At 38.9% G+C, this 13,925-nt stretch carries 7 protein-coding genes and 1 tRNA gene; 7 read left to right on the plus strand and 1 reads right to left on the minus strand.

What is annotated here, in order from left to right:
• Positions 1-31 precede the first annotated feature (31 nt).
• The 5 genes from OQX61_RS17190 (at position 32) to OQX61_RS17210 (ending at position 10,689) form a co-directional block, all read left to right on the plus strand.
• The gene (locus tag OQX61_RS17190; RefSeq protein WP_265843026.1) at positions 32-3,166 is read left to right on the plus strand and encodes a SusC/RagA family TonB-linked outer membrane protein; all 3,135 of its coding nucleotides are present in this window, start codon (positions 32-34) and stop codon (positions 3,164-3,166) included.
• A gap of 11 nt (positions 3,167-3,177) precedes the next feature.
• The gene (locus tag OQX61_RS17195; RefSeq protein WP_265843027.1) at positions 3,178-4,689 is read left to right on the plus strand and encodes a SusD/RagB family nutrient-binding outer membrane lipoprotein; all 1,512 of its coding nucleotides are present in this window, start codon (positions 3,178-3,180) and stop codon (positions 4,687-4,689) included.
• Positions 4,690-5,179: 490 nt separating this feature from the next.
• Complete coding sequence (locus tag OQX61_RS17200) at positions 5,180-8,350, plus strand: TonB-dependent receptor (RefSeq protein ID WP_265843028.1); 3,171 nt, start codon at positions 5,180-5,182, stop codon at positions 8,348-8,350.
• A gap of 12 nt (positions 8,351-8,362) precedes the next feature.
• A complete protein-coding gene (locus OQX61_RS17205; protein WP_265843029.1) occupies positions 8,363-9,769 on the plus strand; it encodes a RagB/SusD family nutrient uptake outer membrane protein in 1,407 nt (468 codons plus the stop codon).
• A 215-nt stretch (positions 9,770-9,984) separates the two neighbouring features.
• Positions 9,985-10,689 (plus strand): hypothetical protein, encoded by a 705-nt coding sequence (locus OQX61_RS17210; protein WP_265843030.1) that lies wholly within the window; start codon positions 9,985-9,987, stop codon positions 10,687-10,689.
• 99 nt (positions 10,690-10,788) lie between these two features.
• On the opposite strand, the gene OQX61_RS17215 is transcribed toward OQX61_RS17210, so the two are convergent.
• Positions 10,789-11,685, minus strand: coding sequence for an LD-carboxypeptidase (locus OQX61_RS17215; protein ID WP_265843031.1), 897 nt, complete (start codon positions 11,683-11,685; stop codon positions 10,789-10,791).
• A 40-nt stretch (positions 11,686-11,725) separates the two neighbouring features.
• On the opposite strand from OQX61_RS17215, the gene metG reads away from it, so the two are divergent.
• Both metG and OQX61_RS17225 read left to right on the plus strand, forming a co-directional pair.
• Complete coding sequence (gene metG, locus OQX61_RS17220; protein WP_265843032.1) at positions 11,726-13,837, plus strand: methionine--tRNA ligase; 2,112 nt, start codon at positions 11,726-11,728, stop codon at positions 13,835-13,837.
• A 5-nt stretch (positions 13,838-13,842) separates the two neighbouring features.
• Positions 13,843-13,914 (plus strand) — tRNA-Arg (locus OQX61_RS17225).
• Positions 13,915-13,925 lie beyond the last annotated feature (11 nt).

Raw genomic sequence — 13,925 nt, forward strand, 5'->3', positions numbered from 1 at the left:
GTATTAACTAACCTAAATTTTAATTTTTTTTATGAAGAAACTTTTACAAAGTTTGTTCATTTTGATGTTTATCGCAGGCTCTGCGGTAGCACAAAATCGGACAATCACTGGTACAGTTACGGATAAAGCAGATGGAAATCCGCTACCGGGCGTTACCGTTAGAATCGCAGGTACCAAAATCGGTACACAAACTTCAGGAGATGGTAAGTATTCACTAAGCGCTCCTGCTTCAGCAACAACTCTCGAATTTTCTTACCTTGGTTATACCAACATTACCAAACCTATTGGTACTGCAAATGTGATCAATGTAATCATGGAATCAGACGCACAGTCTCTTTCTGAAGTTACCATTACCTCTGCATTGGGTATCACCAGAAAAGAACGTTCTGTAGCTACCGCACAGCAAAGCTTAAAATCAGAGCAGCTAACTCAAACTAAACAAGTGGATTTGAATACTGCATTAGCAGGTAAGATCGCAGGTGTACAGGTTTTAGGTGGTTCAGGTGCAAAATTTGGTACTTCTAAGATCCGCGTTCGTGGTATCAGTAGTATTGATGGTGGTCGTGATCCTTTATATGTTGTAGATGGTGTTGTAGTACCTTCTACAAGTGTAAATATGGATGACGTGGATGACCTTACGGTATTAAAAGGCCCTGCGGCTACGTCTTTGTATGGTCAAAGGGGTGATGCAGGTGTTATTGTGATCAAATCTAAAGGGGCTTCGAAAAAAGGCTTCGGCGTTGAATTGAACCACAGTACGACTATTGAAAACGTAGCGACATTGCCTAAATATCAGAATGAATATGGTGGTGGATCTTCTCAAAAATGGAAAACTTTCACCTATGATCCAACTTTGGATGCGCCTGCATTACAAGCGATGAACGGAGTAAGATACCATAACTATGATGATGATGTAAGTTGGGGACCAAAATTTGACGGTCAACCTTATGCTCCTTTCTATGCATGGAATAAATTTGATTCGGACTACGCAAAAACTCAACCTTATGTTGCGCAGCCAAACAACATCAGAGATTTTTATGAAACAGGTGTTCAGAACAATACCAATATTGCGATTTCTCAATCAGGAGAGAAATTCAATGGTAGAATGTCTTATACCAACGTAAACCAGACTGGTGTTTCTCCAAATACCAAGGCGGATCAGAATAGAGTTAGTTTAACAGGTTCTTATAAGCCAATTGAAAAATTAACTTTTAACTCGAGCATTAACTTTAATGCCATCAATAACTTTAACGTTCCTTTGGATGGTTACGGAACGCAAACTGCGGGTTCATTTAGCCAATGGTTCCATAGAGATACCCAGATTAAAAAACTTAAAAACTATAAAAATCCAGATGGTACATTTACCTCATGGAATATTACTAGTCCAAGAGATAATGCGCCTAAATATTGGGACAATCCATATACAGAAGCTTATGAGAACATCTCTGAAAGCAATACGACAAGAGTTTTCGGATTCATGCAGGCATCGTATAAATTGCTGCCTGATTTAAACGTTAATTTTACTGCAAAAGGTAACTATGCTAGTTTCAGAGATGAATCCAGAGTTGCTTCAGGTACTTTAAACCTGGAAAAATACCGCACAAAACAAGAGCGTACCAGAGAGAATAACTTCGTGTTAGATGCTAATTACAAAAAGCAAGTCGGAGAATTCTCTTTCAATGCGGGTGCTTTTGGTGAGTTGCGTATCAACCATAGCGAAGATATGGAAGGAACTACAGCAGGTGGTTTTACCGTTCCTGACTTTTATAACCTTTCTGCTTCAAAAAACAGACCATTGTTAACCAGCAATATTTTCAACAAAAAAGTTAAAAGTATGTATGGTTACATCAATACGGGCTATAAGAACTTCTTATTTTTGGATTTGAACATCAGAAATGACTGGTCTTCTTCATTGCCTGACAAAAATAACTCTTACCTATATGGTGGAGCAGCATTGGCTTTTGTATTCAGTGATTTAATTCCTGCAAATGATATTCTATCATTTGGTAAAGCAACCTTATCTGCCGGACGTACCGGTTCTGATGTTGAGCCATACAAAATTTATCAAACGTATAGCCCGAATGGTTTTTACGGAGATTATCCTTCATTGACTGTTCCTAACCAAATTCCTAACGAATTGTTGAAGCCAGCATTATCTGATGCTTATGAGGCAGGTTTAGAATTAAGGTTCGTTAAAGACAGATTGAGATTCAATTTCAATTACTATGACAGGACTTCAAAAGATCAGATCATTTCATTGAGTCTTCCTTCGAGCACTGGATTCTCTTCTGCTTTAGTAAATGCAGGTGAGATTAAAAGTCATGGTTATGAAATGAGCTTAGGTGGTACTCCGATTAAATCAAAGGACTGGACCTGGGATATCAATGCTAACTTCGCGATTAACAAAAATAAAATCGTTTCACTTTATCCAGGATTAGATAACTTCCCGTTTGAGTCATTCGGTTATGTAGGAACGCCACGTATCAATGTGGAGCGTCGTGTAGGTCAGGAATGGGGAACTATTATTGCACCTGGTATTAAAAAAGATGCAAACGGAAATAACCTGATTGGTAATGATGGAATGCCTATTATTGAGAACGACCAGAATCTGGGATCTTTTGTTCCTGATTTAACAGGTGGTTTCACTTCTGTAGTAAACTATAAATCTTTCAGCTTTGGAGCTTCTATGGACTTCCAGATCGGTGGTAGATTATTCTCAGTAACTCAGGGAAATCTAAATGGTTCTGGTTTAGCTGAACAAACAGCAGGCTTAAACGATAAAGGTAACCCGAAAAGAGATGACGTTGCCAATGGTGGTGGTATCTTGATTCCGGGTATCCGTGAGTCTGACGGTCAGCCAAATACAACGTATGTAAGTACTCAGGCTTATTACCAGGGTAAGATGCCATATGTTTGGGGTACTCAGACTTATAAAGCAACCTACGTTAAACTTAGAGAGCTTTCATTCGGATATACCTTACCTGCAAGCTTCCTTTCTAAAATCAAAGCACAGAGAGCTACCGTTTCATTGGTTGCACGTAACCCTTGGTTAATCTACACTGCTATTCCAGGTATTGATCCTTCAGAATCTGCAGGTGAATGGTTGGAAGGCGGACAGTTGCCAGGAACAAGAACAATCGGATTGAATTTAAAAGTGACCTTCTAAAAAAGCAAAAAATGAAAAAGAGTTTTATAAATTATATAATTTTTGCAGCTTCATTAGCACTTGCTACTGGTTGCAAACCAGGTGATTTCGGCGATCTTAACGTGAGCCCGAATTCACCAGCTAAGCCGGTAACTTCATTGATGTTGACGAGCGCTGAGCGTTACATGGGTAGAACAACTGCCGTTACTTCGGTAGCAACAGTTCCAGGTGTAATCAACGATTATGCAGCGAAACTGTACACGCAACAAATTTCTGAGATGTTGTATACTTCAGAATCGCGTTATGCAACTAAGATTTACAACTACAGTGGGGTATTCAATAGCCCATTGGAAGATCTTGCTTTGATTATCAAATTGAATACAGATGAGCTGACCAAATCTGCGCCAAACGTAGTTAATAATGGCTCAAATAAGAATCAGATTGCTGTAGCCAGAATTTTGAAGGCTTTCTATTTTCAAAATATGACAGATAGATGGGGAGATATTCCTTATTCTGAGTCTTTACAGGGAATGGCTTTAATCACTCCAAAATTCGACAGACAGAAAGACGTATATAATGCTTTGTTTAAAGAATTAAAAGAAGCTGCTGCTGGTTTTGATAGCGGTGCGATGGCTGCCGGAGACTTCTTATTTGATGGTGATCAGAACAAATGGAAAATCTTTGCTGCTACGATCAGAATGAATATGGCATTGAGGTTGTCGAAAGTTGATCCTGCTTTAGGTAAAACTGAATTTAACCTGGCGCTTGCTGAAGGAGTGATCTCTTCTAATGCAGATAACATTGTTTATCAGTTTTTATCGGATTCATCAAATGAGAATAATATCTATTATAACTATGAGGTGAATAAACGTTATGACTATGCCATTAGCAATACAATGGTAGATGCTTTAGCAGCTATTGCTGATCCACGTTTACCGGTTTATGCAGATAAAAACATAGACGGTCTTTATGTAGGTATGCCATACGGTTTAACGCAGGAAGACGCTGGAAAAGGTTTTTCTTCTGGTAATGTATCTAGTCCGGGAAGCGTTTCTTTAATTGGTAAAGCTTTCAGGTCTCAGAATTCTCCGGTTCGTATTTATACTTATGCAGAGACGATGTTCTCAAAAGCAGAAGCTTATAAACTAGGTTGGATTACTGGTGCTCCTGATGATGCTCAGGCTGAAATTGCTTATCTGGCAGGTATTAAGGCTTCTATGGATCAAAATGGTGTTACAGCTCCTGCAGGTTATTATCTTCAGGCTGGCGTAGCTTATAATGCGGGAGATGCTGTTAAGCAAATCATCACTCAGAAATGGATGACTAACTATATGGGTTATGCAGCTGAAGCATGGTCTGACTGGAGAAGAACAGGTTTCCCAACCTTAACTCCTACTCCTTTCGCAGAAAACATCGGAAAACAAATTCCGGTAAGACAATGCTACTCGAATGATGAGCCAAGTTTGAACAATAAAAACTACCAGGACATGCTTTCTATTCAAGGTCCGGATGAATTAAGTACACCAGTATGGTGGGATAAATAAGAACTAAGTTCTTTAAATGATTAGAGAGGCTGTCTCATCGATAAGATGAGGCAGCCTCTTTTTTATGATCCGGAATTTTCTTTCTAAGCAATAACTAAGATTTTAAAGGGTTTTTCTCTGCATAATCGATCTGAAATTAAACAGAGATGTTGTTCATTGTGCTTAAAGTGATGAGATCAAGAGAGATAGGGGATTTTCAAAATTAAAACCATTCTGTTTAAAGGCAAATTCATTTTATTGTGTTGAATTGTTAAAAAAATGTTAAATATTTCCGAATGGATTGGGTGTGTCCTTTTTTTAAGAATAAATACCATGAAAATGGGCCTCATTGCGAAATAATAGCACTTTTCATGCTGTTTGTGGACAAATTATAGTGTGTTTTTTACTGTCATTTTACTGTCATTTGTTTTTCTTCCCGGGGATTTGTGACCATCAGGCCTGGTAAATCGCCTATATTCAGTCATTATTAACTAACCTAAATTTATTTTTTATGAAAAAACTTTTACAAAGTTTGTTCATTTTGATGTTTATCGCAGGATCTGCGATTGCTCAGGACCGGACAATTACTGGTACAGTTACGGATCAGGAAGATGGCAAGCCACTACCAGGAGTAACCGTAAGAATTAAAGGGACCAAAGTAGGTACCCAAACTTCTGGAAACGGAAAGTATAGCCTGGCTTTACCAGCTGGCACTACCTCAATCGAATTTGCATATTTGGGATATCTATCACAGTCCAGACCAGTAGGTGCTGGTGATGTGATTAATGTAGCATTGGCTTCAGATTCAAAAGCATTAACCGAAGTTGTGGTGGTTGGTTATGGAACTAAAAAACTGAATGAGGTAAATGGAGCTCAGGCTACTATTAAGGGAAGCGATATTGCTGACCAACCGGTGGAGAGTTTTGATAAAGCACTTTCTGGTAAAGCTGCTGGTGTTCAGATCTCCAGTGCAGGTGGTACACTTGGAGATGGAGTTTCTATTAGAGTCAGGGGTGTAAACTCAATTTCTACAAGTTCATTACCTTTAATAGTGATCGATGGTATTCCAACCAGTACTATTGAGAACGTAAGTGTTTTCAACGGTGGTAATGGAACACGTTTTGATCCATTGGCCTTAATCAATCCTAACGATATCGAATCAATTGAGGTATTGAAAGATGCGGGTGCTGCTGTACTATATGGTTCACGTGCTGCTAACGGAGTAATTTTGGTGACGACCAAAAAGGGAAAGCAAGGAACTTCAAAAATCACTGTAAGTTCAAAACTGAGCTTTTCAAATGCTGCGTCTAAGCCAGATGTATTAGGTGCTGAGGATTTTATGACCATCAACAATGAGAAGGTTAAAAACAAATTTGGTGCTACAGCTCCTGTTGTAGCCGTAGAAAGTGACATTGATGGAGATGGTGTACCAGATAGAACAAACTGGATGAACGAAATTTTCCAGACTGGAACTTCTTATGACAATAACCTTTCCTTATCTGGTGGAAGTGAAAAAGCTACTTATTATGCATCAGCCAGGTATATTGACCAAAAAGGTATCCTTTATGGAAACCGTTTAAAAACTGGTTCGGCACGTCTTAACTTAGATGTTAAACCTAAGACATGGTTGCGTTCAGGAATAGAATTGTCGTTTACCAAAACGAAGAACTACGGTTTATTAACAGATAATTACTTAGCAGGTACCGCTATTGCTGGTTACAATGCTTTTCCTACTGTACCGGTGTTTAACCCTAATGGTCCAAAAGGATATAACTTAACCACTGGTGCGCTTGCGGGCTATCTGGGACTGGGAAATAACATTACTGTTGTTAACGGCACGAGTTTAATTGGTAACAGAATCTATAACCCAATTGCTACTATTGATTTACAGAGAAATCAAAATACGCCTCAGCACATCGTGGGTAATGTTTATATGGAGGCTTCTCCAATCCCGGGATTGAAAGTAACTTCAAAATTCGGTATTGATTACCTTTCCAATTTTGAAGATCAGTATTCTACTCCTTTAATTGCAGGATTAGGTCAGTCTTTCGCTGGATTGGTTCAGGATAACTTTTTAAACAACAACCTATGGGTTTGGCAGAATTTCGCCAGCTATGATAAAACGTTCGCAGAGAAACACAGAATTAGTTTAATTGCTGGTGCGGAATATCAATACACTAAAAGAACTGAACTTTACGCAAGTGCGAATAACTTTGCGGATCCATTCTTCCAAAGTATTATTGACGGGACTTTTACTAGTATTATTCCGGGAACAGAAAACGTTAACCTTTCAACAGGTGGAAGGATGCTAAGTAATGGTCTTGAGTCTTATTTTGGCCGTGCAGGTTATACATTCGATGATAAATATTTTATTGAAGGTGCATTCAGGGCAGATGCTTATTCTGGCTTTGGTATTAACAACCAATGGGGTAAATTCCCAAGTATCTCTGCAGGATGGGTGGCTTCACAAGAGTCTTTCCTTAAAGACAATAAAGTTATTGATTACTTAAAATTCAGAGGTAGTTACGGCTTGGTTGGTAACTCAAGGGGTGTAGGTTCGTATGCTGCAAGAACACTTTATAGTGGTGGTTCTTATACCAGCTTAAATGGTTTCTCTAGCAGTCAGATCGGAAATCCAAACTTAAAATGGGAAGCTTCCAAAAAATTCAACGTTGGATTTGATATGAACTTTCTTGACAAAAGAATTGGTTTAGTTGTGGATTATTTCAACACAAACGTATCTGATCTGATCTTAGCTGCTCCGGTTTTATATTCTACAGGAGTACCGGGATCAACCATTACTACCAACATTGGGTCAATGAGAAACAGAGGTATTGAGCTTACTTTAAATACGGTAAACATTAAAAATGATGACTTCTCATGGTCTACTTCGTTCAACTATACTCATGTTAAAAACAAGGTGCTTACCTTAGTTTCTACCAACAATAATGCTGATATTCTTGCTAATGCTGCAGTAGCTAGTGTTGGTCGTGCGCTGGGAACTTACAAATTGTACAATTCAGCTGGTGTAGATCCAAAAACGGGTTATGCAATGTGGTATGCTGCTGATGGAACAACCAGAACCTGGGATCAGGTGGCGTTAAGATATGTGAATGCGGATGGGTCACCTGCAGCGGCACTTACTGCTACAGATCAACAATATCAGGAAGGTAAAACCGGAACTCCTACTTTCTATGGTGGAATGGACAATACTTTCAGGTACAAAGATTTTGATTTCAATTTCTCTATCGTTTACCAAGGGGGTAACTACCTTTATAATGCTACACTTTCTGGATTGTTAACTAACTCTTTCCAGAACAATGAGTCGCGTATCATGGACCGTTGGACTACTCCAGGTCAGAATACAGATATTCCTCGTTTGTCAAGTAATGATAATGTTTCGAACCAGGCTTCAACAAGATTCCTTGAAAAAGGTGATTTCTTAAGAATGAGAGCGATCTCTTTAGGTTATAACCTGAAGCCTGTTTGGGCGGAAAAAGCAGGATTATCTAACCTGAGACTTTCTGCACAACTATATAATGCTTTCGTAATTACAGGTTACAGTGGTATTGACCCAGAGGTGAATTCTAATAGAAACAATTCGAATATTGCAACAGGATATGATAACCGTGCGATTCCTCAACCGAGAACATTTACTTTAGGTTTAAATGCATCATTTTAATTAGAAGATCTTATGAAAATTTTTAATAGACATAAAACAATCAATATTGCATTAGCTCTTGTCATGATTCTGACAATGGGTTCTTGTAAAAAGGCTATCTTTGAGGAGCCCTTTGAAAACCTTTCTCCAGAGCAGGCTTTTAATTCCCCGGAACGTGTGGAAAAAGCAGCAATAGGTATGTATGATCAATTGCAGAATCTGGACTTTTTTGGAGGTAGGATCCTGATCTATGTTGATCAACGTGGGGCGGATGTAAATCCTGCAACTTTCTTTGGTGATATTGCATTATTTACTCCGGTAACAGCGAGCAACACTTATGCGGCTGGAGCTTATCAGGGTGCTTATAGAACGATCGGTGAAGTCAACCTATTCTTAAAGAATATGGAAAAAGCCGGGAGTATTGTGCCTGCTAATAAGGTAATACAATATACCGCTGAAGCTAAATTTATCCGTTCTTTGTGCTATTTTTACCTGGTAAACTTATATGCTCAGCCTTATAAATTTACTGCAGGAGCAACTCATTTAGGCGTTCCACTGATATTGACGAGTGCAGATGATTCTTTCTCGGAAAGTACGATGATTCCAAGGTCTACTGTTGCTGAGGTCTACAATCAAATCGAGACTGATTTGAAATCTGCTGAAGTAAATCTTCCGGTTGATTATGGGGATCCAGCATTGCAAAACATTGCGCGTAGTACTAAAAGTGCTGCCCGTGCTTTATTAGCTAGACTTTATTTGTATAAAGGTGATTATCCAAATGCTCTGGCTTATTCAAATACACTGATTGGCACGAAATACAAGTTAAATGCGGACCCGGCAACGACATTCCGTATTTATAACACTGCGGAGAGCATTTTCTCTGTTGCTATGAATGGTGGTGATAACCCTAACACAAATAACGCTTTAGGTCAGCATTATTCGCCATCTAAACGTGGTGACATTACTGTAGCGACAAACTACGTTGGCCTAATGGACCAGACTAAGGATTTAAGATTTAAAAATCTGATTCTTTTCCAGAATGGAAGTTACTGGACAACAAAGTTCACTAATATCGTGGACTGGGTTCCGGTATTTAGATATTCTGAAGTATTGTTAACTAAAGCAGAAGCTTTAGCAAACATTGCTACTGGTGTAGATCCAACGGCATTAGCTTTAGTAAATGAAGTTAGATTAAGGTCGTTAGCTACTCCTATTGTTGCAACAGACAAAGCTGATTTAATCGCTAAAATTCTTGTGGAAAGAAGGATTGAATTGGCTTTTGAAGGTCATGGCGAGTTTGACTTTGTTCGTACAGGACGCGGTATCCCTGCTCATGGTACGGTTAAAGATCAGGCTTATGGATCGGATTATATCCCTTTCCCAATTCCTTTCCGTGAAACTCAGATTAATAAAAATCTGGTTCAGAATAAAGGATACTAGTTATTAATTTTTAAAAAGGGGTTAGAAATATTTTCTAACCCCTTTTTTTATGTCTATCAAAAGTTGAAACTTAAAGGCGACTTAGATTTTTCAGCCGGATAAGGCATTTTAATTCTCTTTATATGGAAATTAATTATGTTTTTGTTTGGCTTAATTTATATATTTACTAAGGCTGTTTTTTAGTTCTATTACGCGCTTTTAATTTAAAAAAAATTATGAACAAGGTTTGTTTTGTATACTGTATTTCTGCATTACTGGTATGTTCCTGGGTGGATTCAAAATCTCAGGAAAAACCTGAGCAGACTTATATTTGGAACGGGAGTGGTTTTGACAGAGCTCCTACTTATACCGAAGTAATCGGCTCAATCTTTTTATTCGATGATTGGCACAATGGGGTGATTAAGCTAGAGAATGGAAAAAATTATAATAATGTACAACTAAAATACGATCAGTTAAATGACCAGTTGAATTTTAAGTTAGAAGAAGGAAAACCTATGACCTTTACTGTGCCTATAAAGGCCTTTGATATCATTGTTTTCGATTTGGAAGGGAATAAGACTGTGCAAAGCTTTGTGAATGGATTTCCAGCTATTGATGGTGGTACAGATAAGTCTTACTATCAGGTGTTTAATCCCGGGGCTTCTCCTAAGATAGAATTTGTTAAGAGATTAAAAAAGGTGATTTATGAAAGAAAAGTTTATAGCTCTGCTGTTGCAGAGAAGCTGGTAGAAGATCGGACTTATTATTATCTTGTGATGAATAAAAGGCTCTTCCGCATTAAGCGCAGTCCTAAAGAACTCCTGAAGTATATGGGAGACTATAAGAAAGAAATCAATGAATTTATTGCTAAAAACAAATTGAATTTTAAATCTGATAATGATTTTGCCGAGGTAGTTAAATATTACAATTCATTGTCCTGAAACTAATAGCTGATTTCAGCCCTCTATCTCTACAAGAGGGATCAGGGAGGCGGAATAGGTTTGAAAGTCTGGAATAGGTTCGAATGTCTTTTGTATTGACTACAGGGTTAGAGAAACGTTCCTTTTTTTAACTGAAAACGTTACTGATTTACCTATGGTCATGGCCCTGTTGTCATCAATATGACCTACCGGAAAATTATAGCAAACCGGATAATCATAGTCCTTTACAATTTCCTGTATGATTTGCTCCGGACTTTGTCCGAATGGCAATTCCTCTATTTCGTAGCCATTAAATGCTCCTATAATCAGTCCTTTCAATTTAGCCAGTTTACCACTTCTTTTAAGGGCCCGCATCATCCTGTCGATCGCATATTCATGCTCTCCTACGTCTTCCAGGAACAGGATTTTATCGGTATAGTCAAATGCAGAATCAGACCCTTCTGAGGCGATTAGCAGTGTTAAATTGCCACCAATCAGGATGCCTTCTGCGCTTCCTTCACGGTTTTCGAATTCAGTATCGCAGGTATAAGTTTGTGTTTCTCCAAACAACGCTTTTCTTAAAGATTCCAGGGATTCGGCTGTGCCGGTGTCAAATGTTTTAGGCATTTGCCCGTGGATACTTTGGGTGTTGGTCTGTGCTAAAATATGAGACAATAGGATCGTAATGTCGCTGAAGCCAATGACCCACTTCGGATGCTCCTGAAATTTAGTAAACTCAAGCTCATCCAGGATTCGGATGGTTCCGTAACCTCCTCTGGAAGCAAAAACGGCCTTGATTTCCGGATCGTCTAAAAAGTCTTGCAGGTCATTTCGCCTTTGCTCATCTGTGCCGGCAAATTGATCATGCGCGGCATAAACATGTTCACCCATTACGATTTCCAGTCCCCAGTGTGTTAAAACGCCAATCGCTTTGCTCAGGTCTGTCGTTAATTTCTTTGCGGGAGAGACGATTCCAATTTTGTCTCCTTTTTTTAAATATGGCGGCTGCTTAATCATAGGTAAAACACTTATATTTGACAAAATAATAAAAATAGTTTTGGATAATAGTAAAATAAAGAGATATACGGTTACGGCCGCTTTGCCTTATACAAATGGGCCAGTGCATATTGGACACTTAGCCGGTGTTTATTTGCCTGCGGATACCTATGTAAGGTATTTGCGTTCGAATAAGAGAGATGTGAAGTTTATTTGTGGATCGGATGAGAATGGTGTGCCAATTACCCTTAAAGCTAAAAGGGAAGGAGTTACTCCTCAGGTGATCGTTGATAGATACCATAAAATCATTGGAGATTCCTTTAGGGATTTCGGTGTTTCTTTTGACATTTATCACCGTACTTCTTCTTTGATGCACCATAAAACTGCTTCAGAATTTTTTGAGAACCTTTATGAAAAAGGGGTTTTTACAGAAGAGGTGACAGAACAATATTATGATGAAAAGGCACAGACTTTTCTGGCGGATAGGTATATCACCGGAACTTGTCCGAAATGTGGCAATGAGCATGCTTACGGGGATCAATGTGAAAGCTGTGGAAGTACTTTAAATGCAACAGACCTGATCAATCCTAAGTCTACACTTTCCGGAGAGAAACCGGTTAGAAAAGAAACTAAGAACTGGTTCCTGCCTCTGGATAAATATGAGGATCAATTGAGAACTTATATTGAGAGTCACAAAGAATGGAAACCAAATGTTTCGGGACAATGTCAGTCCTGGTTAAATGCAGGCTTACAGCCACGCGCGATGACCAGAGATTTAGACTGGGGTGTAAAGGTACCGGTTAAAGATGCAGAAGGTAAAGTGCTTTATGTATGGTTTGATGCGCCTATCGGTTATATTTCTGCCACTAAAGAGTTGTTCGAATATGCCCGTCTGGATGTATGGAACCCTAAAGCAGAAGAATATTATATCAATAAAAATACCTTAACTAAAGGTAAGTGGGAAGATTATTGGAAGGATGATGAGACGAAATTAGTTCACTTCATCGGTAAAGACAATATTGTTTTCCACTGTGTAATTTTCCCTGCGATGTTAATGGCGCATGGAGGCTATAATTTAGCAGATAATGTACCGGCAAATGAGTTCCTGAATTTGGAAGGTGAGAAAATTTCGACCTCTAAAAACTGGGCGGTTTGGTTGAATGAGTATCTGGAAGAGTTTAAAGATAAGCAGGATGTGTTGCGTTATGTATTGACAGCAACAGCTCCTGAAACAAAGGATAATGATTTTACCTGGAAAGATTTTCAGGCAAGAAATAACAATGAGTTGGTGGCGATTCTTGGTAATTTCATCAACAGGGTAACCGTATTGACGCATAAGTATTTTGCGGGTAAGGTTCCGATGTGTATGGAGATCACTCCGGTTGATCAGGCCGTGATTGACGAGCTTGCTGCTTATCCTGCAAGGATTAGCGCTTCAATTGAAAACTATCGCTTCAGAGAGGCTTTAATGGAGGTGATGAATGTGGCACGGTTAGGTAATAAGTACCTGGCAGAAACTGAGCCATGGAAAGTCATCAAAACAGATGAAGATAGGGTGCGCACAATTTTAAACATCAGTTTACAGATTGCCGCTAATATTGAGATTCTGATTGAGCCATTCCTGCCTTTTACAGCTGATAAACTGATGAAGATGCTGAATTATGGCGGTCACCAGTGGGAAAATGCGGGTCAGATTAATTTGTTGCACCGTGGTCACCAGTTGAATGAGCCTCATTTGTTGTTCGAGAAAATTGAAGATGAAGAAGTTCAGGCGCAGATTGATAAGTTAAATAAGAGTAAATCGGATAACTTATTAAGTACTGCTGTTGAAGTGGCCCCTGCAAAGGAAGACATTCAGTTTGAGCAGTTTGGTGCCATCGATATTCGTGTAGCAACCATCATTGCCGCAGAGAAAGTAGAAAAAACTAAAAAACTGCTGAAATTAACAGTAGATACAGGTATCGATCAACGTACAGTGGTATCAGGTATCGCAGAGTTTTTTAAACCGGAAGATATTGTAGGTCAACAGGTAAGTTTGGTTGTGAACCTTGCTCCGAGAGAAATAAAAGGAATTTTGTCACAAGGAATGATTTTAATGTCTGAAAATTCAGAAGGAAAACTTACTTTTGTGGCTCCTGTAGCAAACCATGGTAATGGTAGCGTAATCAGGTAGGTCCGGGTCCCGTAGTTCAACGGATAGAATAGAAGTTTCCTAAACTTTAGATATGAGTTCGATTCTCGTCGGGACCACTAATAAGGCC

The sequence above is a fragment of the Pedobacter sp. PLR genome (assembly GCF_026239675.1).
Taxonomy (GTDB): domain Bacteria; phylum Bacteroidota; class Bacteroidia; order Sphingobacteriales; family Sphingobacteriaceae; genus Pedobacter.

Coding starts and splice junctions, on each gene's coding strand:
- OQX61_RS17210 (WP_265843030.1), top strand. CDS start 9,985: ATGAACAAGGTTTGTTTTGTATACTGTATTTCTGCATTACTGGTATGT.
- OQX61_RS17205 (WP_265843029.1), top strand. CDS start 8,363: ATGAAAATTTTTAATAGACATAAAACAATCAATATTGCATTAGCTCTT.
- OQX61_RS17195 (WP_265843027.1), top strand. CDS start 3,178: ATGAAAAAGAGTTTTATAAATTATATAATTTTTGCAGCTTCATTAGCA.
- OQX61_RS17215 (WP_265843031.1), bottom strand. CDS start 11,685: ATGATTAAGCAGCCGCCATATTTAAAAAAAGGAGACAAAATTGGAATC.
- OQX61_RS17190 (WP_265843026.1), top strand. CDS start 32: ATGAAGAAACTTTTACAAAGTTTGTTCATTTTGATGTTTATCGCAGGC.
- OQX61_RS17200 (WP_265843028.1), top strand. CDS start 5,180: ATGAAAAAACTTTTACAAAGTTTGTTCATTTTGATGTTTATCGCAGGA.